This window comes from Actinoalloteichus caeruleus, assembly GCF_049311605.1.
In the GTDB taxonomy this organism is placed as follows: Bacteria; Actinomycetota; Actinomycetes; order Mycobacteriales; family Pseudonocardiaceae; genus Actinoalloteichus_B; species Actinoalloteichus_B caeruleus.
This window is the reverse complement of the sequence record NZ_CP186005.1, coordinates 1,063,906-1,089,521: the sequence shown is the minus strand read 5'-3', so window position 1 is coordinate 1,089,521 and position 25,616 is coordinate 1,063,906. Positions and strand designations below refer to the sequence as shown.

The window sequence follows — 25,616 nt, the reverse complement described above, 5'->3', positions numbered from 1 at the left end:
GTTCTCGGGTGGTCGGGTTGATCTCGGGGACGTCGATGGACGCCGTCGACGTCGCGGTGGTCGACCTCGCCCTGTCCGGGGACGCGGTGCGGCTGGACACCCTGGGGACCGACGCGGTCGAGTACCCCCCGCGGCTTCGTGCGCGCCTGGCTGCGGCCCTCCCGCCCGGCCGGTGCGACACGGCCGAACTCTGCCAGCTGGACACGGAGGTCGGGCAGGCCTTCGCCGCCGCCGCGCGACATGGCCTCGCCCGGTGGGGAGGCGGCGCGGCCGGGCTGGTCGGCTCACTCGGGCAGACGATCTACCACTGGGTGGACGGGGGCCGCTGTCGCGGGACGTTGCAGATCGGGCAGCCAGCCTGGATCGCCGAGGCCACGGGCCTTCCGGTGATCTCCGACCTCCGTGCCAGGGATGTCGCGGCAGGGGGGCACGGTGCGCCGCTGGCGGCCCTGCTGGACTCGTGGTGGTTGGCGGCCGTGTCGGCCGGCTCCGACCAGCCACCCAGCCGAGGGACCACGGTCGCGCTGAACCTCGGTGGGATCGCCAACATCACCGTGGCCTCGGGCCCGGACGTCGTCGCCTACGACACCGGCCCGGCGAACGCACTGCTGGACGCGGCGTGCCTCGAGTTGACGCGGGGCCGGCACGACCACGACCCGGGGGGAACCCTGGCGGCGGACGGCAGGGTGCTGGACGGGCTGCTCGACCGGCTGCTGGCCGATCCCTACTACGCGGCCCCGCCGCCGAAGTCGACCGGCAAGGAGTACTTCAACGGCGACTACCTGCGCACCGCGCTCGCCTCGTGGTGGGGGGACCGCCATGATGACGGGCGGCCCGGGACCGCTGACCTGCTGGCCACCCTGGTCGAGCTGACGGCTCGCACCGTCGCGGACGCGTGCGCGCGGCACCGGGCGGACCGGGTGGTGGTCTCGGGCGGCGGCGTCGGCAACCGCACCCTGATGTCCGCCCTGGCCAGGGCCGTCGCACCCGCCGAGGTGGTCACCGCCGAGGCTCTCGGTCTCCCCTCCGACGGCAAGGAAGCCTGCCTCGCGGCGCTTCTCGGGTTCCTCGGCTGGCACGGCCTCCCAGCCAACCTGCCGTCGGCCACCGGTGCCTCCGGTCCGAGGCTGCTCGGGTCCATCACCCCGGGTGCGGACCCGTTGACCCTGCCCCAACCACACCCCCAGCGGCCCCGACGCCTCCTACTCGGTGAGGTCGACCGGCAGCTCCCCACCGCGATCTGATCGGGAGGCACCGTGCACACCCTGGACCTTGCCGTCATCGTCGGATACCTGCTGCTGATGCCGGTGCTCGGCGTCCTGTTGGCGGGCAGGCAACGCTCATCCTCCGACTACTTCGTGGGTGGCCGGAACCTGCCCTGGTGGGCCGTGTGCTTCTCGGTGGTGGCCACCGAGACGTCCGCGCTGACGGTCATCAGCGTGCCGACCGTCGCGTACCTGGGGTCCTTCACCTACCTGCAGTTGGCGATCGGTTATCTGATCGGTCGCATCGTGGTGGCCTTCGTGCTGCTGCCCCGCTACTTCCGGGGGAACCTGGTCAGCGCCTACGCCTTCCTGGGGAAGCGCTTCGGCGGCGGGCTCCAGGGCGCGACCTCGGTGACCTTCCTGGTGACCCGGCTGCTGGCGGACGGGGTGCGCCTGTTCGCCACCGCGATCCCGGTCAAGATCCTCCTGGCGACCTTCGGCGTGGAGGCCGAGTTCTGGCAGATCATCCTCGGCCTGTCCCTGTTCACCGTCGTCTACACCTACCTCGGCGGGATCAGGGCCGTGATCTGGGTGGACCTCGTGCAGATGGCCCTCTACACGGCGGGCGGGTTCGTCGCGGTGGCGCTGCTCGCCGGTCGGCTGCCGGACGGGTGGTTCTCGGGGCTGGTGGAGGCGGGCAAGCTCCAGTTCCTCGACTTCGGCTCGCACGTCCTGACCAACCAGTACGCCTTCGTCACCGCGGTCCTGGGCGGGGCGGTGTTCGCGATGGCCTCCCACGGCGCGGACCAGTTGATGGTGCAGCGGCTGCTCGCCTGCCGCGACGTCCGCGACTCCCAGCGCGCCCTGATCGTCAGCGGCGTCGTGGTGTTCTTCCAGTTCGCCCTGTTCCTGCTGGTCGGGGCCATGATGTGGATGTTCTACCGTGGCGCGGCGCCGGCCGAGCTCGGCATGGCCACCAACGACGACCTGTTCCCCACCTTCGTCATCACCGAGTTCCCGCCCGGCCTGTCGGGGTTGTTCGTCGCCGGCATCCTCGCCGCCGCGATGAGCACCCTGTCCTCGTCGCTGAACTCGTTGTCCACCTCGACGGTGAGCGATCTCTACCAACGGTTCAGCCGGCGACCGCTGGCGGACTCCGTGATCCTGCGGCACGGCAGGATCTGGACGCTGGTGTGGGCGCTGGTCTTCGTCGTCTTCGCCTCGCTGTTCACGGGAACGGACAACCCCGTGGTCGAGATGGGTCTGAGCATCGCGAGCTACACCTACGGGGCGCTCCTCGGCGCCTTCCTGCTGGGGCTGCTGGTGAAGCGGGCCCGTCAGGGCGACGCGCTGGTCGCCTTCGGTTGCACTGTCGTGGGGGTACTGCTGATCGCCTTCGGGGTGAAGATCCCGGTCGGGGGAGAGGACCTGGCGCTGGCCTTCCCGTGGTACACGCCGCTGGGCGTGCTCATCACCCTGGTGGTGGGTGGCCTGCTGTCGTTGCGGCACCGCGACGACGTCCCCGCTCCCGCCTCCGGCGACGACGACCCAGTCTCGCCCGACGGCGGAACGGGGACCCGCCCCCGGGTGTCGGACGCCGACACGGCGGGTACCTCCTCCTGACGGGACGATCGGGGTGGGGCCGCGCGGGAGCGACGGGAAGGGGTGGCACGGCGTGGACATCGAGGTGCGGGACGTGTGGGAACGATCGCGTTACGAGGTCCTCGTGGACGGGAGGCCCGGCGGCTTCCTCGACTACCAGCGGGAACCCGGGTTGTTGGTCCTCACCCACGCCGAGGTGCGACCGGAACTCGGGGGCCGAGGCGTCGGTGGGGAGCTGACCAGGCGCGCGCTCGACGACATCCGGGGCCGGGGCCTCGCCGTGCGCCCGCGGTGCCCCTTCGTGGAGCAGTGGATCCGTCGGCACCCCGAGTACGGGGACCTGGTCGCGGGCGGGTGAGGTCTGGCGGCTCTCACGGGCCGCGCAGCAGGTCCAGGCCGCCGCGCAGGTGCCCGAGCAGTTCCTCCCGCTGGTGGGAGGTGAACACCACGCTGATCTCGTCGTCGCCCGGTGCGAGGGTGAGCGTGACCGCGCGGCCGTCGGCCGGGCGCGTGACCCGCATCCGCATGACGCCGTGAAGATCGTGCGTGCCCGTGACATCGCTCGGTGCGGGTCCGGCGGTGTCCGCCACCGCGTCGATCAGTCCAGTGACACCTGATCGGTTCAGAAGGATGGAGAATCGCGCGGTGGATGCCAAACGTAAGAACAGTCCACGTCTGTCCTCACTCAACTCCACCTGATTGGTGCAAGGACCACTGCGAATATCACTGCCTGTCACACGTCGGTAGAAAGTGAAGGTGCGCGTCTCAGCCATTCGCATGATGCCTGTCACCTCTTCTGGTTACTGACCTAGTCAGTACCGCGAGCCGCGCAGCCGACCCTCTAATGTGGTGGCGCGTCGAACGGGACCGACGGGTGACGCGCAACGCGGGATCGCGGTTGTCGACCACCCCGCGAATGCGGCGCACCCGGCACCGACCTACCATCCCGTGAAATTTTCAACCAGACAAGAGCCCAACGGACACTTTCGATGGTTTCACCCGAACGAGTAACGCGATGGGGTCCCACCCCTCCGTAGAGTCCAGTAGGAACGGGGCTTGATCATTCGTAGGGGTGACAAAGGAGGCACGGGTGACCCAACGTGGCAACCCGACCGCACGGAGGCGCCAACTCGCCCGGGAGTTACGGCGACTCCGCGAGCAGGCCAGGCTCACCCTGGAGGCCGCGTCGCCGCTGCTGAACTTCTCCCCGGCGAAGCTGTCCAAACTGGAACGCGCCCAGCAGGCGGCCCACCCCAACGACGTCACGGTGATGCTCGCGGCTTACGGCGTGACGGGCGACCGCGCCACCTCCCTGGTCGAGCTCGCGAAGGAGGGCCGGCGGAAAGGGTGGTGGGAGATCTACGGCGACGCCGTGATCGACTGGTTCGAATCGTACATCGGGCTGGAATCCGACGCGTCCGAGATCCGCACCTTCGAGATCGACCTCATCCCCGGGCTGCTCCAGGCCGAGGACTACGCGCGGGAGGTGATCCAGGCCTGGCGCTCGGACATCGACGTGGACACCATCGAGCGCCGCGCCAAGCTCCGCGCCGCACGGCAGTCCCGGCTCAGCGAGGAGGACCCGCTCGCGCTGCACGCGATCGTCGGGGAGGCCGCGTTGCGGCAGCTGATCGGCGGTGCGAAGGTGATGGCGCGTCAGCTGGAAGGGCTCCTGGAGAAGGCTGAGCTGGACAACGTCACCATCCAGGTGCTGCCGTTCAGCGCCGGAGTGCACTCCTCCCTCGGCACGGCCTTCACCACTCTGTCCTTCCCCGACGACGAAGGCGATGTCGTGTACCTGGAGACCCTGAGCAAGGGGCTCTACATCGAGGTCGCCGAGGACGTGGCGCGGTACAACGAGATCTTCGACCACCTTCGCGACACGGCGCTGTCGCCCGGGGACTCCGCGAGCCTGATCCAACGTCTGATCGACGAGTTCCTGGAAGGCTAGCTCGTGTGGCGGGGCGGCCTCGGACGGTGGTCCGAGGCCCGTTCTCTGCTGCCGCCCGCGGACGAGGGATAGCAAGGAGGAGAGTGAGTGAGCACACAGTTGCCCGGTGTGCGCTGGCGGAAGAGCAGCCGAAGCAACGGGGGCGGGAACTGCGTCGAGATCGCACGACGGCCCGACGTCATCGACGTCCGGGATTCCAAGAACCCCACTGGGCCGGTGCTGACCTTCGAGTCGGCGGAGTGGCGTCGCTTCCTCAGCGGCATCGCCACCACCCGCTGCCTCGGCTGAACCGAGGGACCCACCGGAGCGGAGCCGGAACGACCCTCACCCGCCAGGCGTCCCCACGCCGGTCTCCTCCCCACCCGAGTCGAGTGTCGCCGCCACCGCGGCGAGCGCGCCCGCCCGGTCGGTGGCATCCCGCAGCCGCTGCGAGATCACCGTCGTGATGCCGTCGCCCCGCATGCTCACCCCGTAGAGCGCGTCAGCGATCTCCATGGTCGGCTTCTGGTGCGTGATGATGATCAGCTGCGAGGTCTCCCTGAGCTGTTCCAGCAGGCCGATGAGCCGGCGCAGGTTCGTGTCGTCCAGGGCCGCCTCGACCTCGTCCATGACGTAGAAGGGCGAGGGCCGGGCCCGGAAGATCGCGACCAGCATCGCCACGGCGGTCAGGGACTTCTCCCCGCCGGAGAGCAACGAGAGCCGTTTGACCTTCTTCCCCGGGGGGCGGGCCTCGACGTCGACCCCGGTGGTGAGCAGGTCGTCGGGGTCGGTGAGCACCAGTCTGCCCTCGCCACCGGGGAACAACGTGGCGAAGACGACCTCGAACTCCCGGGCCACATCGGTGTAGGCGGTGGAGAAGACCTCCAGGATCTTCTCGTCCACCTCCTTCACCACGGTCAGCAGATCGCGGCGGGTGGCCTTGAGGTCCTCCAGCTGCGTCGACAGGAAGCGGTACCGCTCCTCCAACGCGGCGAACTCCTCGAGGGCGAGCGGGTTGACCCGGCCCAGCAGGGAGAGGTCCCGTTCCGCCCGCTTGGCGCGCCGCTGCTGGGTCGCCCGCTCGTAGGGCACCGGGGCCGGCGCGACCACCTGCTCACCGCGCTCGCGCGCGGTCTCGAACTCGGCCAGTTCCGCCGGGCTCGGCGGAACCGGGACCGTCGGGCCGTACTCGGCGACCAGCTCGTCCAGCCCGATGCCGAAGTCCTCGGCGATCTTCGCCTCGAGCTGCTCGATCCGCAGACGGCGCTCGGCCCGCACCACCTCGTCCCGATGGGCGGCGTCGATCAGCTTCTCCAGCACCGTCCCGAGTTCCCGCGCCCTGTTGCGGACGGCGGTCAGCGCCTCCTCGCGTTCGGCGCGCCTGGCCTGGGCGACGTCCCTGGCGTGCGCGGCGGCGGTCACGGACACCGCGAGCCTTCCCAGGGCGCTCTCACCCGCCCTGGCGACCACCCTGGCCACCTCTGCGGCCCGCGCCCTGGCCGCCCGGGCGGCCTCGGCCCGAGCCCGGGCCTCCCGCTCGGCGTGGGCGGCGCGCCGCAGCTGGTCGGCCTTGCCCTGGACGGAACGGGCTCGCTCCTCCGCCGTGCGCACGGCGAGCCGCGCGTCCAGCTCGACCTCGCGCGCCTCGGCCAGGCGCCGGGCCGCCGCGTCGCGTTCCTCGGTGTCCGGCTCCTCGGCCTCGGGTTCGCCCTGCGCCGAGGACAGCCGCCGTTCCAACTCCTCCAGGTCGCGCACCGCGTCCCGGCGCGCCTGGTCGGTCTTGTCCCGCTGCGTCGTCAACCGGCCGACCTCCGCCTGCGCGGAGGACGCCGCCTGGCGCAGCCGGTTCAGCCGCTCCCCACCCCGGGCCCGGTGCACGCGGGCCTCGTTGACCGCCTCCTGGGTGCTCCTGACCAGGTCGCGGGCCGCCTGTTCCGCCTCCCTCGCCTCCGCGACGGCGGCGGTGGCCCGGTCCACCCGCTCGGCCGCCGCGTCCCGCTCCCGGCGTGCCTCGTCGAGCGCCGCCTGCACCTCGATGACGCTCTGGTCCCGTTCCGAGCCACCACTCGCCCAGTCGCCCCCCAGGACGTCGCCCTCGGAGGTGACGGCGGTCAGCCCGGGCAGCGCGTCGAGCACCGCACGGGCGGCGGGCAGGTCCGCCACCACCACCACGTCACGCAACGCGCGTTCCACCGCGGGCCGCAGCGACGCCGGGCCGCTGATCCGGTCGGCCGCCCAGGTCGCCCCGGCGGGCAGGGGTGGTCGCGGCGACGACCCGGTGGGTGGTCCGCCGGCCAGCAGGAGCCCGGCCCGTCCGGCGTCCTCCTCCTTGAGCAGTCGCAACGCCTCGAGTGCCTCCTCGCGGCCGGCCACGGCGACCGCGTCGGCCACCGGGCCGAGCGCCGCGGCCAACGCGACCTCGGCGCCGCTGTCCACGGTGAGCAGCGATGCCACCGACCCGAGCAGCCCGGGGACCCGGTCGGCCGCGGCCAGCAGGGCCCCGGCGCCGTCCTTCCGGCGGAGCCCGAGGGACAGCGCCTCGACCCTGGCCCGCCACGAGGCGACCTCGCGTTCGGCTGTCCTCTCCTCGGCCACGAGTTCGGCCACCCGGTCCCTGGCCAGCTGGCGTGCCCGGGCGGCCTCGGTGGCCCGGTCGGCGAGCTCCCGCTGGTCCAGGGCGGCGCCGTCCTCGGAGGACTCGTGTTCGGCGTGCTCGGCGGCGGCGAGCTCGGCGCGCTCGACGGCCTCCTCCAGGGCCTCGGAGAGCCGCCCGAGCTCCTCGGTCGTGTCCCCGACCTTCCCCCGGAGCGCGTCCACCCGACCGCTGAGTCGCGCCAACCCCTCCCTGCGGTCGGACACGGCTCGGACGGCGGCGAGGTGCGCGCGTTCGGCCGCCTTCACCTCGGCCTCCAGGTCGGACCGGACGAGTTCGGTCTCGGCCATCCTGGTCCGCGCCTCGACGACCTCCTCACGCAGCTGTTCCTCCAGCTCCGCGGTCCGCTCGGCCTCGGCCTCCAGTTCCTCCGGGTCCCGTCCCGGGCGCTGGTCGGCGCTGGCGGAGGACAGGTGCCGCAGCCGCTCCTGGGCGAGCCGGACGGTGCCGCGCAGTCGTTCGTCGAGTGCGGAGAGCTGGTACCAGGTGTCCTGTGCCCTGGTGAGGCGCGGGACGTCGGCCGCCAGCCGTTCCTCCAGCTGGGTCTGCTCCGCCTGCGCGTCCTGGAGCATCCGCTCCACCTCGGACCGGCGGTCGCGGACGGCGGCCTCGTCCTGCTCGTCCCTGGCCAGCTCGGCGCGGGCGGTGACGAGGTCGTCGGCGACCAGCCTGAGCCGGGCGTCCCGGAGCTCGGCCTGAACGGTCTGGGCCCGGCGGGCGATCTCGGCCTGCTTCCCCAGCGGCTTCAGCTGCCGGCGGAGTTCGCTGGTCAGGTCGGTGAGCCGGGTGAGGTTGGCCTGCATGGCGTCGAGTTTCCGCAGCGCCTTCTCCTTGCGCTTGCGGTGTTTCAGTACGCCCGCCGCCTCCTCGATGAAACCCCGCCGCTCCTCCGGTTTGGACTCCAGGATCGACGACAGCTGCCCCTGTCCGACGATCACGTGCATCTCCCGCCCGATCCCGGAGTCGGAGAGCAGCTCCTGGATGTCGAGCAGCCGGCAGGAGTCGCCGTTGATCTCGTACTCGGTGGCGCCCTCGCGGAACATCCGGCGGGTGATGGACACCTCGGTGTACTCGATCGGCAGCGCGCCGTCGGAGTTGTCGATCGTGAGCGTCACCTCGGCGCGACCGAGCGGGGGGCGCCCGGAGGTCCCGGCGAAGATGACGTCCTGCATCGTCGCCCCGCGCAGGGCCTTCGCGCCCTTCTCCCCCATCACCCAGGTCAACGCGTCGAGCACGTTGGACTTCCCGGAGCCGTTGGGACCGACCACGCAGGTGATCCCGGGTTCGAACCGCAGGGTGGTGGCCGAGGCGAAGGACTTGAAGCCCTTCAGCGTCAGGCTCTTCAGATGCACGGGGAAACGGACCTCTCGATCGCCACCGGGGGCGTCGGCGCGCCCTGCTCGTCACGGAGCCGGCTGCACGCCGGTCCCGGTGGACGGGAGCGGCGGGCCGGTCGTCGACGGCCGCCGCGGGAGTGCCCTTGCCGGGCGCCTCACCCACGCTGACCTGGCGGAGCGACCACGCCTCTTCGGCCGTGGCGCGGGTCGGCACCGCGCTGCGAGCATACCCATTGAGCCCGAGGTGAGCGTCGTCGAACGGGCTCCGCGCCGCTCGGCGTCGGCTGTCAGAGGACCCACTCCCACGGTCAGGCGTCCTTCGGACCGGTGAGCGGGTACACGGCCCGCAGTCGCCACCGGGTACCCCCCGCCGTCGCGCACCCGGTCCGGGCGCACCGGTCGGACGGCGGTGGTCCCGGTGTGCGCGGATTCCTCCGGCCCGTCTCGGCTCAGTCCCGCTCCGCCCGCTCCTCGAAACCGGTGAGCCCGCCCGCCGCCTCGGCCCAGCGCACCACCACCGTGTCCACCGCCCCGGGTGTCGTGCCGGATCGCAGCGACTCGAGCAGTCGGACGGCGGCGGCCCGGTCCCCCTCGGCGACGACGGCCACCCGACCGTCCGCGAGGTTCGTCGCATGACCGGTCAGCCCCAGTTCCAGGGCCCGGCACCTCGTCCACCACCGGAAACCGACGCCCTGCACCCGTCCGGCCACCCACGCGTTCAGCCGGACGGCGTCCTCCCTGTCCCGCGTACTGTCCACACCCGACATGCTGCCTGATCGAGTCCACTCGAACCGGGTGGAGTACGCGACGCTGAGTCACTGCATGGTCGCCTCATCCGTGGTACCGTCCCTGCCCGTGATCGGGCCACCGAGCAGACGCGGCGCCAGCACCACCGCCGGTCTGGTCGCTCTCACGATCGGCGCACTCACCGCGGGAGCGCTGTCCCTCCCCTCGCTGTTGACCGGTGAGGGGGACGGTGAGGCAGCCGGACCCGACGTCGCCGCCTTAGCCACGGTCGAGCCACCGGCTCACACCACCTCCCCCGCACCTGTCTCCTCGACGGGGAACGAGCCCAGCGGAGAGCCGTCGGCCCCGGCCAGCGGCATTCCGGCGAGCCAGGAGCCGGAGGAGACGACGGGAGCGGCGGAGGACGGGGAGACCACCGAGGTGACGCCCGAACCCCCGGCGGCTCCCCCCGTGCGCGAGCCCGCCGACCCGCCGGTGACCGAGCGGCCGCCGGAGCCGGAGCGACCGGCGCCCCCTGGTGGCGGCCCTCAGGTGGCCACCGTGGTCGACCTGGTCAACGAGGCCCGGCGGGAGGCCGGCTGCGCCACCGTGCAGGTGGATCACCGGCTCGTCGTCGCGGCGCAGCGGCACAGCGAGGACATGGCCAGTCAGAGCTACTTCTCGCACTCCTCCCCGGACGGCCGCGGTTTCGTGGAGCGGGCGAACGAGGCGGGGTACCCGCGCGCGGCGGGCGAGAACATCGCCATGGGGGCTCGCGACGCGAGACAGGTCATGGACATGTGGATGGAGTCGCCGGGCCACCGGCAGAACATCCTCAACTGCTCGGTGGTCGCCATCGGAGTCGGCCTGGACACCGACGGTTGGTACTGGACCCAGGTTTTCGGAGGATGACGCTTGTCCACTCCCACTGAGGACGAGGAGCGGCCGACCGCCGCTCCCAAAGTGCTCCTGGCCGCGGTCGGCGTGGTCACCGCGACCGCCTTCGCGACCATCGCCGCGCTCGGTTCGAACTCCGGCCAGCTGGCCGAGCCCGAGCCGGTCAACCGGCACGACGTCGTCGTGCGCAGCGACTTCCCCCAGCCGTCCTCGCCGCCCTCGGCGACGCCGAGCCGGAGCGCCGCTCCCTCGGCGCCACCGTCGTCGCAGCCGAGCGGCTCCGCCGTCCCCTCCACGGTGGAGGCTCCGGCGAACACCCAGGACGAGACGGGGGTGGGCGAACCCGGCGGCGGGGAGGCCGACACCGGCCGCCAGCCGGGTTCCCCCCACCAGCCGCCGCCCGACCCGCCCCCGAACACCGGCGGTCCCGGCGGCGGTTCGACCAACCCGGGCCCGACGAACCCGGGGCCGAGCAACCCCGACACGAGTGACCCCGAGCCGGACCCCGACCCGGAGGAGCCGCCCGGCGGCGACGACGGGGGTGGTGGCGGGGACGACAGCGGGGCGCCCCCACCGCCCGACCCGGGTGCGCCCAGCAGCAGTGGGGCCAGCCTCCCCTCCGTGAGCACCGGTCCGGGAGCGCCGGAGACCGACGGCGCCGACGAGCGCTGACCCGGGCGTTGCCCCTGGCGGGGACACCTCCGGGGTCGAGGCCCGGTGCCACCCACCCTCGACCCCGGCCGCGTCCCCACCGACCGCTCGCCCGGCGGGGCACCCCGAACCGCACGGTGCCCGACCACGCCCCTCGGACCGGTACCGCGCCGAGGGGATCGGTCCTCGCGCACGCCTCCCACCGCGGGGAGGCCCGGGTGCCCGCGTGCCAGTCTGGTCAGTCCTGGGGTGTGGCGGCGGCTCCCAGCACCGCCAGCAGCTCGGCCACCGCGAAGGGTTTCACCAGGCAGCCCACCGCCCCGGCGTCGAGGATCCGCGCCTCGTCGCGAACACCGGGTGGCCCGGTGAGCACGACCACCGGGCAGTCCACGGCGGACCGCAGGGACCGCACCGCCTCCGACCCCGAGTCGCCCGGCAGACCGATGTCCAGCAAGGCGGCGTCCGGCGGGTCCTCGTCGGCTAGGTCCCGGACTCCTCCCAGGTCAGCGGTGCTGACGACCCGCAGGCCGTGCGCGTCGAGGGTGATGCGCAGCGCACGGACCAGGAGTGGCTCGTCCACGACGAGCAGGACCGTGGTCATCGCTCGTCACCCACCTCGGCTCGTCGCTGGGTCCGTGGTGTCCCCCGCACCGGCGGGCGTGGGCCCGGAGCCGCCGCGTCCCACGTCCCCGGGCCCCGCTTCCGGCGCCGCCTGGGCCACGGGCAGGACGATCACCACGGTGAGACCACCTCCGGGGGTGTCCTCGGCGCGGATCGACCCGCCCATCGCCTCGACGAAACCCCTCGCCACGGTCAGCCCCAGGCCAGCCCCGATCGGGCGACGAGCGCCGTCGGGGTGCGGCAGCCGCCGGAACGGCGCGAACACGGTGTCCACCGCCTCCGGGGGCAGGCCGGGCCCGGTGTCGACGATCCGCAGCTCCACCCGGTCAGCCAGCCGGCTGGCGCGGACCGCGGCGTCGGGAGGCGGTCCGCCCCGGCCGTGGCGGAGCGCGTTGTCCAGCACGTTCGCGACCACCCGGCGGAGCAGGTCGGGATCGGCCGACACGGCGGGCAGGTCGTCGGTCAACTCCACGGACACCCGGTCCGCTCCGGCGATGCCGGCCGTGGCCCGGTCGAGCACCTGGCCGAGCCGCACGGGACGGGACACGGGGTGGACTCCGCCGACCGAGAGCCGGGCGGTGTCGAGCAGGTTGTCCGCCATCCCCACCAGCTGGTCGGTCGCGGCGACGGCGGTGTCGAGCAGTTCGGCGCGGTCCGCGTCCGACAAGCCGCGGCGGTCGCCGGAGAGCGTGTCGAGCACGGTGCGCACCGTCGTCAGCGGGGTGCGCAGGTCGTAGCCGAACGCGGCGAACAGTGAGGCGCGGAGCTCGGCCGCCGCCGCCTCCTGCCGCGCCTCGGTGGCCGCCGCCTCCGTGCGGCGCTGGCGGAGCGCGCCGAGGGCCTGCCCCGCGGCGGCCTCCAGCACCTGTTGGTCCTCGGCCGGCAGCGGGCGGCCCCGCAGCACGAGGCGGACGGTGTCGGTGAGGGCGAGTGTGGCGTCCACGTCCTCGGGGTGGCCACGCAGCTCCTCCCCCGACGCGGCGACCTCGACCCACTCGCCGTCCACCCGCTCCACCAGCGCCGCGGAGGAGAGGCCGAAGCTCTCCCTGATCCTGCCCAGCAGCAGCTCCGGGGAGTCGGGTCTGGAGAGGACCGTGCGGGCGTAGGAGGCCAGCAGGGTCGCCTCGGTACGAGCGCGGGCCGCCTGCCTCGCCAGCCGTGCGGCTTGGTTCACGACGGCGGCGACGAGCACCGCGAGGACGACCATCGCGAGCAGGACGACGAGCTGTTCCTGGCCGTTGAGGGACGAGGGGCCGCCACCGGGCCGGACCCCGACCAGGACCCCGCCGAGCACCGCCGCCAGCAGAGCGGGGGCCACGCCGCCCACGAGGGCGACGACCGTGACGGCGAGCAGGTGCCCGACGACGTCGGAGACCAGGCCGACCCTGCCCGCGACCACCGACGCGAGGACGCTCACGACCACCGGCAACCCGGCGGCGAGCACCCACCCGGCGAGGCGCTGGTGGTGGGAGACCAGCCCGTCACGCCGGTCGCGCCGTCCCCGTCGTTCCTCCCGGTGGGGCACCAGGTGCACGTCGATCGTTCCCGAGCGGGAGACGACGGCCCGCCCGACGCCCTCCCGGAGCAGCCGTGCGAGCCGGGACCGACGGGAGGCACCGAGGACCAGCTGGGTGGCGTTCGCGCCCCCGGCGAAGTCCAGCAGCGCGTCCGTCACGTCGTCTCCCACGACGGTGTGGAACGTGCCGCCCAGGTCGGCGGTGAGCTGGCGGTAGCGGTGCAGCCGTTCCATCGGCGGATGGACGAGACCGTCCCCCCGCAGCACGTGGACGACGAGCAGGTCCGCGCCGGCCCGGCTGGCGATTCGGCGGCCGCGCCGGATCAGCGTCTCGCTCTCGGGCCCGCCGCTGACGGCGGCGACAACTCGTTCCCGTGCCTCCCAGGTGTCGGTGATGTGCTGGTCGGAGCGGTAGCGGAGCAGCGCGACGTCGACCTGGTCGGCCAACCACAGCAGGGCCAGTTCCCGCAACGCCCCGAGGTTCCCGGGCCGGAAGAAGTGGGAGAGCGCCGCATCCACCCTGCTCGCCGGGTAGATGTCGCCCTGGGCCATGCGCCGCCGCAGTGCCTCGGGGGTGAGGTCGACCAGTTCGATCTGCTCGGCCTGGCGCACGACCGAGTCGGGCACGGTCTCCCGCTGCCGGACCCCGGTGATGGTCTGGACGACGTCGTTGACGCTCTCCAGGTGTTGGATGTTGACGGTGGAGAGCACGTCGATGCCCTCGGACAACAGGGTCTCGACGTCCTGCCACCGCTTGGGGTGGGGGCTCCCCGGCTCGTTGGTGTGCGCGAGTTCGTCGACCAGGACGAGTTCCGGCCGGCGCCGCAGGACCGCGGCCACGTCGAGTTCCGCGAATCCCTGTTCCGGCCCTCGGGGCAGCCGGACCGGGAGTGCCTCGAGGCCGGCGGCGAGGCGCCGCACCGCCGGGCGGTCGTGCGTCACCGCCAGGCCGACGACGACGTCCACCCCCTGGTCCCGCCGCCGGTGTCCCTCGGCGAGCATGGCCGTAGTCTTGCCCACGCCCGGCGCCGCGCCGAGGTAGATGCGGAGCTCCCCTCGACGGGTGTCGCCGTTCCGCCGTCCGTCCACGTGTCCAGTCTGCTCCCTCCTGGGGTGTTCGCCGCTGGTCAGCGGCCCCCGACCTCGTCGTGGCCGCCCCGTCGTCCGCCCTGGTCCGCGGCCAGCTGGACGGCCAGGTTCAACAGCGGGACGTTCACCGTCGGCTCCCCGAGGAAGCCCAGCCGGCGGCCCCGGGTGTGCTGGGCCACCAGCTCGTGGACTCGGGCTTCGGGTAGCCCGTTCGTCCTGGCGACCCGGGGGACCTGGAGGGTGGCGTACTCGGGCGAGACGTGGGGGTCGAGCCCCGAGGCGGAGGCCGTCACGGCGTCGGCGGGCACCTCCTCGACGGGGACCCCCTCGCGGTCCGCGACGAGTCGGCGGCGTTCCTCGACGAGCGAGACGAGTTCCGGCGCGGTGATCGAGTAGGGCGTCGCCCCCGAGCCGTCGGGTCCTCCTGGGCCCAGGGGCGTGGCGGCGTTGCCGGCGGGCCGCGTGTGGAAGTACCGGTCGGCGGTCGGTTCGGCTGCGAGCGGGTCGACCGGGTCGACCCCGAGCAGCGCGGAACCCACCACCGTCCCGTCGTCGGTCACGGTGGGGGAGCCCTCCGCGGCGGCGCGCAGCGGAGGCAAGCGGCTGACCGCCCACACCGCCGCCGGGTAGCACAGGCCGGTCAGCGCGGTGAGCACGAGCAGCAGCCGCAGGGCCGCCACTGCCGGACGCGGTAGCCAGGCGGGCACGGTGTTCACCCCAGCCCTGGGAGGTGCCTGACGGCCAGGTCGAGCGCCCAGATGCCGAGGAAGGGAGCGACCAACCCGCCCACGCCGAACAGGAGCAGGTTCCTGCGCAGGAGGGTGGCGGCACCGAGCGGCCGGTACCGCACGCCGTGCAGGGCCAGGGGGATGAGAGCGACGATCACGAGGGCGTTGAAGACGACAGCCGACAGCACGGCCGAGTTCGCGGAGGCCAACCCCATGACGTTGAGCGCCCCCAGCCCGGGGTGCACGGCGGTGAACATGGCGGGGAGGATCGCGAAGTACTTGGCGAGGTCGTTGGCGATGCTGAAGGTCGTCAACGCCCCCCGGGTGATCAGCAGCTGCTTGCCCACGCCGATCACGGCGATCAGCTTGCTGGGGTCGGAGTCGAGGTCGACGAGGTTCCCGGCCTCCTTCGCGGCGGTGGTGCCGCTGTTCATCGCCAGCCCCACATCGGCGGCGGCCAGTGCCGGTGCGTCGTTGGTGCCGTCGCCGGCCATCGCCACCAGCCGTCCGCCACGCCGCTCCTCCCGGATCAACCGCATCTTGTCCTCCGGGGTGGCTTCGGCGAGGTGGTCGTCCACGCCGGCCTGCTCGGCGATGGCCGCCGCCGTGACCGGGTTGTCCCCGGTGATCATCACGGTGCGAACCCCCATGCGCCGCAGTTCGGCGAACCGCGCCGGCATGTGCGGTTTGACGACGTCCGCGAGCCGCACGACTCCGAGGATCTCGGCGTGTCCCCCCTCGGCTCGTGCGCACACCAGGGGCGTGCCCCCCTGCCTGGCCACGGCGTCCACGATCCCCGGGAGGCCGGCCGGCGGGTGCCCGCCGCGGTCCCGCACCCACTGGACGACCTCGGCGGCGGCGCCCTTGCGGATGAGGACCGGTTGGTCCACCGCACCGGAGGGCAGGTCGAGGCCGCTCATCCTGGTCCTGGCGGTGAAGGGCACCCGGACGGCCGCCCGCTCGTCGGAGGTGGTGTCCGCGCTCAACCCGTGCTCCCGGGCGCACAGCTCCACGACGCTGCGCCCCTCGGGGGTGGGGTCGGCGAGGCTCGCGAGACGAGCCGCGGCCGCGAGCCGCTCCACCCCGACGCCGTCGACCGGGACCAGTTCGGTAGCCATGCGGTTGCCGAAGGTGATGGTTCCGGTCTTGTCGAGCAGCAGCGTCGCCACATCGCCGGCGGCCTCCACCGCCCTCCCCGAGGTCGCCAGCACGTTCCGCCGCACGAGCCGGTTCATCCCGGCGATCCCGACGGCGGGCAGCAGCGCTCCCACCGTGGTGGGGAGCAGGCACACCGCGAGGGCGACCAGGACGAGCACCGGCTGGCGGGCACCCGAGTAGGCCGCGATCGGCTGGAGCGCGGTGACCGCGGCCACCAGCAGCACGGACAGGGTGGCCAGCAGGACGGTGATCGCCACCTCGTTCGGGGTTGGTTGGCGGCGGGCTCCCTCGACCAGGCGAATCATCCGGTCCACCACGGACTGGCCGGGAGCCGCCGTGATACGTACCAGCAGGCTGTCGGAGAGCACGGTGGTGCCGCCGGTGACCGAGGACCGGTCGCCACCCGCCTCCCGCACCACCGGGGTGGACTCGCCGGTGATGGCCGATTCGTCCACTGAGGCCAGACCGCTGAGGATCTCGCCGTCACCGGGGACGACCTCGCCGGGGCCCACGACGACCAGGTCGCCCGGGACCAGGTCCCCGGCGGGAACGCGATCACCGGAACCGGCGGGCGGGACTTCCTCCACGTCCGGGGAGACCCGCCGGGCGACGGTCTCGGTGCGGGAACGCCGCATCGCATCCGCCTGGGCACGACCCCGACGCTCGGCGACCGCCTCGGCGAGGTTGGCGAAAAACACCGTGAGCCACAGCCAGGCGGTGACGAGCACCCCGAAGACGTTGGGGGCGAGTGCGACGAGGACCGTGACCAGCACCGAGGCCACCCAGACCACGAACATCACCGGGCGACGCACCGCCGACCTGGGGTCGAGCCGCCGCACCGCGTCGGGGACCGCTCCGAGGACCTGACCGGCGGTGATGGCGGTACCCGGCGGGGTGTGCGGGCGCACGTCGGTGTTCATCCCAGCGCCCCGGCCAGCGGGCCGAGCGCGAGCGCCGGCAGGAAGGTGAGCGCCGCGACGAGGACCGCGACTCCGGCGAGGAGTGCCCCGAAGAGCGGGCCCGTGGTGGGAAGGGTTCCAGCGGTGACCGGGCTCCGGCCCTGTTCCGCGAAGGCGCCGGCGAGGCGGAGCACGGCCAGTGCGGGCAGGAACCGGCCGAACGCCATGACGAGTCCGACCGTCACCTGGACGTAGCCGCCCCCGACGTCCAGACCGCCGAAGGCGCCGCCGTTGTTGTTGGCGGCCGAGGCGTAGGTGTAGAGGACGGCGGTGACACCCGCCGGCCCGTCCTCCGCGAGGGCGTCCCGCGTGGTGGGGAGCGCGAGGGCGGCGGCGGTGCCGGTGAGGACCAGCAGTGGCATGGTCAGGACGGCGACCGAGACCGCGCTCAGCTCCACCCTGCCGATCTTCTTCCCCAGGTACTCGGGCGTGCGCCCGACCATCAGGCTGGCGAGGAACACCGCGAGCAGGGCCACCACGAGCAGCGCGTGGAGGCCGTTGCCGACGCCACCCGGCGCGATCTCGCCGAGCACCATGTTCACCAGCAGCCCGGCGACGGCCAGGCCGCCGAAGGTGTTGTGCGCCGCGTTCTCGGCCCCGGTGGAGGTCCCGGTGGCCGCGACCGCGAACAGGGCGCTCCCGAAGACGCCGAAACGGCTCTCCCTCCCCTCCAGAGCGGCCCCGGCCACCTGGGCGGCGCCCCGCGGTACGCGGGACTCGACCGCCCAGACCAGGCAGAGCACCGCGGCGGCCACGACCGCCACCACGGACACCAGCGGCCGGCTCTGCCGGTGGTCCCCGACCATCACGCCGAAGGTGCGCAGCAGCGCGACCGGGACGAGCAGCATGAGGTAGACCTGCACGAGGTTGGTCAACGCCGAAGGGTTCTCGAAAGGGTGGGCCGAGTTGGCTCCGTAGAGGCCGCCCCCGTTGCTGCCGAGCAGCTTGACCGACTCGATCGCCGCCACGGGTGCCAGTGGCACCCTGTGTTGGGCGCCGTCCAGCGCGGTCACCACCACCGGCCCGGCGAAGCTCATCACGACGCCGCCGACCAGGAGCACGACCGCCCCGAGGAACGCCAGAGGGAGGAAGACCCGCACGACGCCCCGGGTGACGTCGACCCAGACGTTGCCGATCCGGTCGGTACGTTCCCGCGCCAACCCGCGAACGAGGGCCACGGCGACAGCCACCCCGACGGCGGCGGACAGGAAGTTCTGCACCGTCAGCCCCGCGAGCAGCAGGGTGTTCCCGGTGGTGACCTCGGGAGGCTGGGACTGCCAGTCGGTGTTGGTGGCGTAGCCGATCGCCGTGGTGAAGGCCGTGTCGGGTGGTACCGCCGGACGTCCCTGCCCTCCAGGCAGGACGCCCTGCGCCCGCTGGAGGGCGTAGAGGAGGAATGCCGAGACGCCGAACAGGCACAGCACCCCGGTTGCGTACCCGGTCCACCGCTGCTGGGCCTCGGGGTCGACACCGCAGATCCGGTACACGACCCGCTCCGCCCGGTTGTGCACCGGGCTGTCGTACACCCGGGCCAGGTAGGAGCCGAGGGGCCGGTAGGACAGCGCCAACGCCACCAGCAGCAGCGCGATCTGGAGCAGACCGGCGGTCGCGGGGTTCATCGGAAGCGGTCTGGTCGCAGGAGCACCCGGACCAGGTAGGCGATGAGCGCCAGCGCGAGCAGCCCACCCACGACGTTGGCCGGGGTCCCGGCTGCGATCCCGCTCACAGCCGGTCCAACCCCCGGAGGGCGGCGAACAACGCCACCTGCACCGCTCCGAGGATCAGGAGGTAGGCCACGTCCCCCATCGCCCGGACTCCCTTCTCCGCCCCGTCCCCTCTATGGAGGGGGTGGAGGAGGGAGTCCGCAGCGCGAGTCACCCCAACGGGCGGGTGGGGATCCTGGTGACGATGTCACTGGTCCCGGTGGACGGACAGGCGAGCGTCCACCGGCACGTCCCTCGGGGGCCCGCTCGCGGTGCGCCTGGCGTCAGCCGGGAGAAGGGGACCGAACGGACCACCCGCCGGAGGTCAGGGCGCCTCGACGTCCCCCGTCCCGGGCTCCCCGGAGGACGGCGACCGGCGGTCGTCCTCGGGTCGTGCGTCTCGCCCGGAGCCCTCGTCGTCCTCGGGCCGCGCACCACTCCCCGACCCCCCGTCCTCCTCGGCCGGGTCGTCGGTGGCCAGGGGGCCGTCCTCGGGGTCGCCGTCCACCGCGGTCCCCTCGTCGCTGGTTCCCACCGGTTCGTCCCCGTCCTCGTCGGCGGAGGGAGCGTCCTCCGACGCCCCCGGCCCGCCGGTCGCCCCGGCGCCCTGTTCCTCCCGGTCGTCGTCGGCCCCGCTCACCTCGGAGTTCGCGGGCGCGTGGGGCACGTCGGGGATGATGGCGGCGGGCCGGTCGACGGGCCGTTCCACGCACTCCCCGTGGAGCAGGATCTCCACCTCGGGACGGGGGAAGAGGTTGTCCCATGACCGCTCCGACCACCCGTACCTGGTGCAGTACTCCCTGGCGAGCTCGATCGGGTTCCCGCTCCCGTCGAACAGGTACACCTCGTCGAGCAGCTCACCGTTCCGGTCGAAGGGCAGGATGTTGCCCGACTCCGGGAGAACCCACCCGGCGCTCTGCTGGTGGCTGGCGTGCTGGATCGGCGTGCTCGGCGACGGGTTCACCGCCACGGCCAGCAGGCCGCAGAACAGCCCGACCGCCAGCCCGTTCAGCGGAGCCGCCACCCAGCACAGCCGCCGGTCGCGCTTCGACCGTTCGCCCAGCACGACCGAGAGCGGCAACAGCAGCGCGGTCGCGACCAGGACGCCGAGCACACCGGACCCGGTCAGTACCGCTCCCGCCCAGCCCAGGAGCACCGCACGGATCAGCCACCACCCCGGCTGCAGCCTCACGGCGAAGGCGGCCACGGGGGAGAAGGAGGAGGAGGAGGAGGCCGCGGCGGCGAGCAGGAGCGCTCCCCGCCGGGCGGCGGGGGTGTCACGGGCCGAGGGCACCTCGGGTTCCTGCCTGGCCAGCCAGCGAACCGGGAGCGCCCCCAGCAGGGCGCCCACCGCGGTCAGGACGCCCATCAGTTCCGGTTCGGTCGGTCCCGCGACCCCGGCACCGACGAACACCAGGGTGGCGAGGGCTCCGGACAACAGGGCGAGCGACGCCGGGGACGGCCCCCGCCGCGACTCGTCCGGCCCCCTGGCCGCCGCGCGGGCACGGTACGCGACGACGAGGCGACCGGCCGCGATCCCCAGCCCCGCCAGCAGGACCACGACGAGGAAGATGGCGGTCCACTGGCGGAGGGTGTACCTGTCGAGGAAGAAGGGGATGTCGTGGATGGAGAGGACATCGGTGAGGAACAGGACCAGCACGGTCGCGGCGATCCCGCAGGTCACCAGCGCGAGCCCAGCGGACACCGGCAGCCTCCGCCGTGGGGCGTCCTGGCCGGCGGCGGAGTACCCGCCGGCGGCGAGCAACTCCCGCGCGTAGCGCTCGGGTGGCCCCATCCGGGACTCCAGGCGCTCGGCGTCCACGTCCGGGCCCAGTTCCGCCACGACCTCGGCCAGGTTGAGCTCGACGTCCTCCAGGACCTCCTCGCGTTCGGGCTCCCCCAAGCCGCGCAATCCGGCCGCGACCCGATCCCGGTAGTCGACCGCCGCGGCCGGTAGCTGTGTCCTCGCTGGCACGCTCATTCCTCCTCGACCAGTCGCGCCATGATCCCGGCGAACCGCCGCCAGGTGTCGCCCGACTCCTTCAGCCGGGCCCGCCCGGCGGTGTTCAGGCTGTAGTACTTCCGATGCGGCCCCTCGTCGCTGGGCACGACGTACGAGGTCAACAGACCGGCCTGGTAGAGCCGGCGCAACGTCCCGTAGACCGAGGCGTCCCCCAGCTCGGTCAATCCGGCCGTCCGCAGACGACGCAGGACCTCGTAGCCATAGCCGTCCTCCTCGCGGAGCACCGCGAGCACCGCGAGGTCAAGGACACCCCGTAGCAGCTGACTCGTATCCACGACCGCACCTCCGCTCCGGACACTACCACGCACCGCGCAGTAGTTCGGGCCGGAGAATCGACGGACGGGTTCCCGCGCCACCACGAGGGACGCGAGCACGACGGAGTGCGGGGCAGGGAAGGGAGCGCCGAGCTGGGCCGCGCTCAGCTCACCTCGGGAACCGCGCGGTCACAGCCGGGGCCCCGTCCACGCGGGGGCGAGCGAGGCACGGTGAACCACGGGCGCCGCGCGACACCGGAGAGCGCAAGGCCGGCAACTTCGCTGGGGACCCGCGTCAGAAGTGGGCGTCGGCCGGCACCGGTTGGCAGGCCGGGCAGGAGAAGGAGGAGCGGTTCATGAACGGGTCGCGGCGGACGGCGGCCCCACACCGGCGGCAGGGGCGGTCCTCCTGCCCGTACACCGCCAAGGTCCGGTCGAAGTAGCCGGACTGACCGTTGACGTTGACGTACAGCGCGTCGAAGGAGGTTCCGCCGGCGGCGAGCGCCGCCCGCATCACCCGCGCCGCCTCGTCCAACACCCGACGGCAGTCGGCGGCGGACAGCACCGAGGTCGGGTACGCCCAGTGCAGCCCGGCCCGCCACAGCGCCTCGTCCGCGTAGATGTTGCCCACACCCGACACCAGCGTCTGGTCGAGCAGGGCGCGTTTGATCCCGGTACGACGCCGTTGGATCGCCGACACGGCGGCGTCCAGGTCGAAACGGGGGTCCATCGGGTCACGCCCGATGTGGGACAACGGCACCGGGAGCGACTCGCCGTCCACGGCCACCGTCTCGGCGAGGAAGAGACCGCCGAAGGTCCGCTGGTCGACGAAACGCAGTTCCGGCCCGCCATCGGCGAAACGGAACCGGACACGCAGGTGCTTCTCGTCCGGGGCGGCCCCGTCCTTGACCAACAGCTGCCCGCTCATCCCGAGGTGGACCAGCATGGCCGTGGTCGCGTCGGCCCGGACGGCGGTACCCGCGAGCTCCGACCCGGTCACGGAGTCGGCCTCGTCCAGTTCCAGCCACAGGTACTTGCCACGCCGCCTCGCGGCGGCCAGCACGGCCCCGGTGAGCCGCCCCTCGAAGTCCGCTGGCCCCGGCAGGTGCCGGCGGACCGCCCTGGGGTGCAGCACCTCGACCTCGGACACCCGGCGGCCGACCGCGTGCTCGGCGACACCCCGCCGGACGACCTCCACCTCGGGCAGCTCTGGCACGCGACACGTCTCCCGGTCCTGGGCGGCGACCCCGCCGGACCAGCGGGTCAGTCCCCTTCGGTCGGCTCGGCGCCGGCGCCCTCGTCCTCGCCGCGCAGCTGGTCCGAGAGCAGCCGCCACGCGGCCTCGGCCGAGCGCTGCTCGGCTTCCTTCTTCGTGCGGCCCACACCACTGCCGGAGGGTTTCCCAGCCACCAGAACAGTGGCCGTGAACTCCTTGCGGTGGTCCGGACCTTCCTCCTCGACGCGGTACTCGGGCACCCCGAGACCCGCGGCGGCGGTCAGCTCCTGAAGGCTGGTCTTCCAGTCCAGGCCGGCGCCACGCAGCGGCGCCTCCTCGAGGAGCTGGTCGAACATGCGGTGCACGGTCTGCCTGGCGATCTCGATGCCGTGTTGCAGGTACACCGCGCCCAGCACCGCCTCCAGGCCGTCGGCCAGGATGCTCGCCTTGTCGCGCCCGCCGGTCAGCTCCTCACCCCGGCCGAGCAACAGGTGGGCACCCAGCCCACCCTCGCCCAGCTGCCGGGCCACGCTGGCCAGGGCCTGCATGTTGACCACGCTCGCGCGCAGCTTCGCGAGCTGCCCCTCGGGCAGCTCCGGATGCCTGCGGTAGAGGTGATCGGTGATCACCAACCCGAGCACCGCGTCGCCCAGGAACTCCAGCCGCTCGTTCGGCGGCAGCCCCCCGTTCTCGTAGGCGTACGACCGGTGCGTCAGAGCCAGCATCAACAGCTCGGCGTCGAGCTCGACGCCGAGCGCGTTCAACAGCAGGGCTGGGTCCACCGACCGGCCCCTGTCTGCCTTTCCCCCCACGAACTACTCGTCGGCTGACAGCGGTCAGGCCGGACGAGCGACCTGACGGCCGTCGTAGGTGCCGCACTCGGGGCAGACGACATGCGGCAGCTTCGGCTGGCGGCAGGTGCGGTTGGAGCAGGCGACCAGGGTCGGCGCGGTGGTCTTCCACTGGGCGCGACGGGAGCGCGTGTTGGACCGCGACATCTTGCGCTTCGGGACGGCCACGGCTAGTTCTCCTCTGGTTTGTCTTCTTGGCCGCTGGTCCGCTCCAGCAGAGCGGCCCAGCGAGGGTCAATCGTCTCATGGCGGTGGCCGGGCTCGAGTTCGGCCCATCTCCGACCGCATTCCACGCACAGACCCTGGCAGGTCTCCGCGCACAGCGGAGAGGATGGTAGCGAAAGCAGCAGCGCGTCCCGGACGACGGGTTCCAGGTCGACGAGTTCGTCCACCATCCGCGAGACCTCGTCGGGGTCCGTGCTCTGTTCGGTGGCGCTGTCCGGGTAGGCGAACAGTTCGGTGATCTCCACCTCGACCGAGTCCTCGATGGGCTCCAGGCACCGCGAGCACTCACCGGTCAGCGGCGCGCTCGCCGTCCCCGCGACGAGGACGCCCTCCATCACGGAGTCGACGCGCACGTCGAGGGTGATCTCCTCGCCCCTCGGAACCCCGATCATGTCGAGCGAGAAGCTGTCCGGCGCGGGGATGGAGCGGTGGTAGCGCCGGCTCATGCCAGGGCGTCGACCGACATCACGGGTGTCGATCACCCAGGGCCCGGTCGGCAGCGCGCCGCCACCGGAGGAGGAACGGGATACGGGTTTCTGCGACATAGTGGTTGCCATCATGCACGTAGTCGGGTCGGGTCGGTTGCCGACCGTCCAGCGTACCGCCGCCGAGGGTGCCAGGGCCAGGTCCCGGCGCGGGCGAACGACCTGGTGGCCGGGGCCGTCGGGCCCGCAGACGAGCGGACCGGGCTCCCGTGGGGGCGCGCCGAGGAGCGGCGGGGGTGCTCAGTTCGAGACCGTGGGCGTGTTCTGCTCCCAGTCGGAGGGCCCCCGGTCCCAGTCCCCGTAGTCGAAGCTGGTGCGCGAGGGAGCCCGCAGCTGCTGGCGCCCCTTGCCCACCGTCCGCAGGGTCCGGTTGAGGAGTTCCTCGAAGTCGGCGAGCTTGGCGTCGACGTAGGCGTCGCACTCCGACCGCAGGCGTTCCGCCTCGGTGTTGGCGCGGTCCACGATCTGCGTCGACTCCACGTGCGCCGCGTGCACGACCTCGGTCTGGGAGACCAGCCGGGACTGCTCGGCCTGCCCCTCGGACACCGCCTGCTCATAGGCGGCCCGGCCGGCCTGGATCATCCGGTCGGCCTCCGAGCGGGCCCTGGCCACGTACTCCTCGTACTCGTGGTTGCCGGCCTTGACGACCATGTCCGACTCGGAGTGGGCCTCGGCGAGCATCCGTTCCGCCCGCATCCGGGCCTCGGTGACGAGGCGGTCGGCCTCGGCGCGAGCCTCGGCGAGGGTCTGCTCGGCCTCGGCCCTGGCGGTCTCCACCGACTGCTGGGCGCCCTGGGTGGCCTCGTTGACGATCTGGTCACGGTGGTCGAGGACGTCCTGCGCGTCGTCGAGCTCGTTCGGCAGGGCATCCCTGACCTCGTCGAGCAGCTCCAGGACATCGCCACGGGGGACGACACATCCCGAGGTCATGGGGACACCGCGAGCGTCCTCGACGATCGTCACCAACTCGTCGAGCGACTCGAACACCCGGTACACGTCTGTCTTCTCCCCAGCGACCCAGTCTGTGATCCAGCGTCCAGTCTGCCCTGACAGGACGCGGATGTCAGGGATGTGGTGGGAATGCGCGTGTCCGATACCGTCCTACCCCCCGAACGGAGCAGTCAGGCGAGTTCGGAGCACCCCGTCGTCGATGAGGAGCAGGAGGACGCCATGTCGTCGTCATCACCGGCCCGGACCCCGGCCACGTCACCGCCGGTGTTCCGCCGAGCCAGGAGCGAGGACCTGCCGGCGATCATCGGCCTCCTGGCCGACGACGAACTCGGCGCGGGGAGGGAGGCGCCGGGGGACCCGGTCTACCGAGCCGCGTTCGAGGACATCGACGCCGACCCCAGGCAGCTCCTGGTGGTCGCCGACCTCGGGGGCGAGGTGGTCGGCACCCTCCAGCTCACCCTCATCAGCGGGCTGTCGCGGCGAGCGGCGACGCGAGCGCAGATCGAGGCGGTGCGCGTGCGGGAGGACCAGCGGGGCGGCGGGTTGGGCAGGGCGCTGCTGGAATGGGCTCTCGACCAGGCGCGGCAGCGGGGGGCCGTCCTGGCCCAGCTCACCACGGATGTCCGGCGGGTGGACGCGCTGCGCTTCTACGAACGGCTGGGTTTCCAGGCCAGCCACCACGGGCTGAAGCTCCCCCTGATCTGACCCGAGGTCCGGGTGCCAGGAACGACCGCTCGCCGGGGCGGCACCTGGTCGTCGCCGCGTCGGGACCGTCGCCGGCACCTCCCGGTGGGCGGTGTCGCCCACGACCGCCGTCGCGGTGGGGCGGCGCCGTT

The 25,616-nt window shown here is 72.8% G+C and carries 24 protein-coding genes; 8 read left to right on the top strand and 16 right to left on the bottom strand.

Annotation, left to right across the window (positions count from 1 at the left end; genetic code table 11):
• Positions 1-35: 35 nt before the first annotated feature.
• From ACOJVX_RS04900 to ACOJVX_RS04890, 3 genes are read left to right on the top strand one after another with little or no spacing between them, the layout of a single operon-like run.
• Positions 36-1,244, top strand: a complete 1,209-nt coding sequence (locus ACOJVX_RS04900; RefSeq protein WP_418155647.1) for an anhydro-N-acetylmuramic acid kinase — start codon at positions 36-38, stop codon at positions 1,242-1,244.
• Between the two features lie 12 nt (positions 1,245-1,256).
• Positions 1,257-2,828: a sodium:solute symporter gene (locus tag ACOJVX_RS04895; RefSeq protein ID WP_016699529.1), complete on the top strand. Its 1,572-nt coding sequence runs from the start codon at positions 1,257-1,259 to the stop codon at positions 2,826-2,828.
• Between the two features lie 52 nt (positions 2,829-2,880).
• Entirely contained in the window at positions 2,881-3,165 is a 285-nt protein-coding gene (locus ACOJVX_RS04890) for a GNAT family N-acetyltransferase (RefSeq protein WP_026417096.1), read from the top strand.
• Between the two features lie 13 nt (positions 3,166-3,178).
• Here ACOJVX_RS04890 and ACOJVX_RS04885 read toward each other — a convergent pair whose 3' ends face one another.
• The gene (locus ACOJVX_RS04885; RefSeq protein WP_155886005.1) at positions 3,179-3,598 is read right to left on the bottom strand and encodes a hypothetical protein; all 420 of its coding nucleotides are present in this window, start codon (positions 3,596-3,598) and stop codon (positions 3,179-3,181) included.
• A 299-nt stretch (positions 3,599-3,897) separates the two neighbouring features.
• Between ACOJVX_RS04885 and ACOJVX_RS04880 the strand changes: the two genes are divergently transcribed.
• Together ACOJVX_RS04880 and ACOJVX_RS04875 are read left to right on the top strand one after the other, a co-directional pair.
• A complete protein-coding gene (locus tag ACOJVX_RS04880; RefSeq protein ID WP_418155644.1) occupies positions 3,898-4,758 on the top strand; it encodes a helix-turn-helix domain-containing protein in 861 nt (286 codons plus the stop codon).
• Between the two features lie 87 nt (positions 4,759-4,845).
• Positions 4,846-5,046 (top strand): DUF397 domain-containing protein, encoded by a 201-nt coding sequence (locus tag ACOJVX_RS04875; protein WP_026066128.1) that lies wholly within the window; start codon positions 4,846-4,848, stop codon positions 5,044-5,046.
• Between the two features lie 36 nt (positions 5,047-5,082).
• Here the strand turns inward: ACOJVX_RS04875 and smc are convergent, their stop codons facing one another.
• On the bottom strand, positions 5,083-8,742 hold the full coding sequence (smc, locus tag ACOJVX_RS04870) for a chromosome segregation protein SMC (RefSeq protein WP_081893324.1): 3,660 nt from the start codon (positions 8,740-8,742) through the stop codon (positions 5,083-5,085).
• 434 nt (positions 8,743-9,176) lie between these two features.
• The gene (locus ACOJVX_RS04865) at positions 9,177-9,494 is read right to left on the bottom strand and encodes an acylphosphatase (protein ID WP_030103974.1); all 318 of its coding nucleotides are present in this window, start codon (positions 9,492-9,494) and stop codon (positions 9,177-9,179) included.
• Positions 9,495-9,582: 88 nt separating this feature from the next.
• Between ACOJVX_RS04865 and ACOJVX_RS04860 the strand changes: the two genes are divergently transcribed.
• A complete protein-coding gene (locus tag ACOJVX_RS04860; protein ID WP_337662164.1) occupies positions 9,583-10,365 on the top strand; it encodes a CAP domain-containing protein in 783 nt (260 codons plus the stop codon).
• A gap of 3 nt (positions 10,366-10,368) precedes the next feature.
• Positions 10,369-11,022, top strand: a complete 654-nt coding sequence (locus ACOJVX_RS04855) for a hypothetical protein (RefSeq protein WP_155886006.1) — start codon at positions 10,369-10,371, stop codon at positions 11,020-11,022.
• A gap of 217 nt (positions 11,023-11,239) precedes the next feature.
• Here ACOJVX_RS04855 and ACOJVX_RS04850 read toward each other — a convergent pair whose 3' ends face one another.
• The 13 genes from ACOJVX_RS04850 to ACOJVX_RS04790 form a co-directional block, all read right to left on the bottom strand.
• The gene (locus tag ACOJVX_RS04850; RefSeq protein WP_051313253.1) at positions 11,240-11,602 is read right to left on the bottom strand and encodes a response regulator transcription factor; all 363 of its coding nucleotides are present in this window, start codon (positions 11,600-11,602) and stop codon (positions 11,240-11,242) included.
• Between the two features lie 6 nt (positions 11,603-11,608).
• Positions 11,609-14,227 carry an ATP-binding protein gene (locus ACOJVX_RS04845; protein ID WP_422647287.1) on the bottom strand — a complete coding sequence of 873 codons (2,619 nt, stop codon included), beginning with the start codon at positions 14,225-14,227 and terminating at the stop codon, positions 11,609-11,611.
• A gap of 38 nt (positions 14,228-14,265) precedes the next feature.
• Complete coding sequence (locus ACOJVX_RS04840) at positions 14,266-14,934, bottom strand: potassium-transporting ATPase subunit C (protein ID WP_026417103.1); 669 nt, start codon at positions 14,932-14,934, stop codon at positions 14,266-14,268.
• A gap of 5 nt (positions 14,935-14,939) precedes the next feature.
• On the bottom strand, positions 14,940-17,033 hold the full coding sequence (gene kdpB, locus ACOJVX_RS04835) for a potassium-transporting ATPase subunit KdpB (protein ID WP_026417104.1): 2,094 nt from the start codon (positions 17,031-17,033) through the stop codon (positions 14,940-14,942).
• Positions 17,030-18,691 carry a potassium-transporting ATPase subunit KdpA gene (gene kdpA, locus ACOJVX_RS04830; protein ID WP_026417105.1) on the bottom strand — a complete coding sequence of 554 codons (1,662 nt, stop codon included), beginning with the start codon at positions 18,689-18,691 and terminating at the stop codon, positions 17,030-17,032. The genes kdpB and kdpA overlap by 4 nt, the downstream gene beginning before the upstream one ends.
• A complete protein-coding gene (kdpF, locus tag ACOJVX_RS04825) occupies positions 18,688-18,798 on the bottom strand; it encodes a K(+)-transporting ATPase subunit F (RefSeq protein WP_026417106.1) in 111 nt (36 codons plus the stop codon). The genes kdpA and kdpF overlap by 4 nt, the downstream gene beginning before the upstream one ends.
• Before the next feature lie 302 nt (positions 18,799-19,100).
• A complete protein-coding gene (locus ACOJVX_RS04820) occupies positions 19,101-20,750 on the bottom strand; it encodes an HAAS signaling domain-containing protein (protein ID WP_422647286.1) in 1,650 nt (549 codons plus the stop codon).
• 2 nt (positions 20,751-20,752) lie between these two features.
• A complete protein-coding gene (locus tag ACOJVX_RS04815; protein WP_026417108.1) occupies positions 20,753-21,073 on the bottom strand; it encodes a PadR family transcriptional regulator in 321 nt (106 codons plus the stop codon).
• Positions 21,074-21,347: 274 nt separating this feature from the next.
• Complete coding sequence (mutM, locus tag ACOJVX_RS04810; protein WP_103055668.1) at positions 21,348-22,268, bottom strand: bifunctional DNA-formamidopyrimidine glycosylase/DNA-(apurinic or apyrimidinic site) lyase; 921 nt, start codon at positions 22,266-22,268, stop codon at positions 21,348-21,350.
• Between the two features lie 47 nt (positions 22,269-22,315).
• Positions 22,316-23,080, bottom strand: a complete 765-nt coding sequence (gene rnc / locus ACOJVX_RS04805; RefSeq protein WP_422647285.1) for a ribonuclease III — start codon at positions 23,078-23,080, stop codon at positions 22,316-22,318.
• A gap of 24 nt (positions 23,081-23,104) precedes the next feature.
• Positions 23,105-23,287 (bottom strand): 50S ribosomal protein L32, encoded by a 183-nt coding sequence (gene rpmF, locus ACOJVX_RS04800; RefSeq protein WP_016698863.1) that lies wholly within the window; start codon positions 23,285-23,287, stop codon positions 23,105-23,107.
• Positions 23,288-23,289: 2 nt separating this feature from the next.
• Positions 23,290-23,889 carry a YceD family protein gene (locus ACOJVX_RS04795; protein ID WP_035273127.1) on the bottom strand — a complete coding sequence of 200 codons (600 nt, stop codon included), beginning with the start codon at positions 23,887-23,889 and terminating at the stop codon, positions 23,290-23,292.
• A 180-nt stretch (positions 23,890-24,069) separates the two neighbouring features.
• Positions 24,070-24,825: a DivIVA domain-containing protein gene (locus tag ACOJVX_RS04790; protein WP_026417112.1), complete on the bottom strand. Its 756-nt coding sequence runs from the start codon at positions 24,823-24,825 to the stop codon at positions 24,070-24,072.
• Between the two features lie 174 nt (positions 24,826-24,999).
• Here ACOJVX_RS04790 and ACOJVX_RS04785 point away from each other — a divergent pair, with 174 nt between their 5' ends.
• Positions 25,000-25,485 carry a GNAT family N-acetyltransferase gene (locus ACOJVX_RS04785; RefSeq protein WP_051313412.1) on the top strand — a complete coding sequence of 162 codons (486 nt, stop codon included), beginning with the start codon at positions 25,000-25,002 and terminating at the stop codon, positions 25,483-25,485.
• The last annotated feature ends 131 nt before the right edge of the window (positions 25,486-25,616 follow it).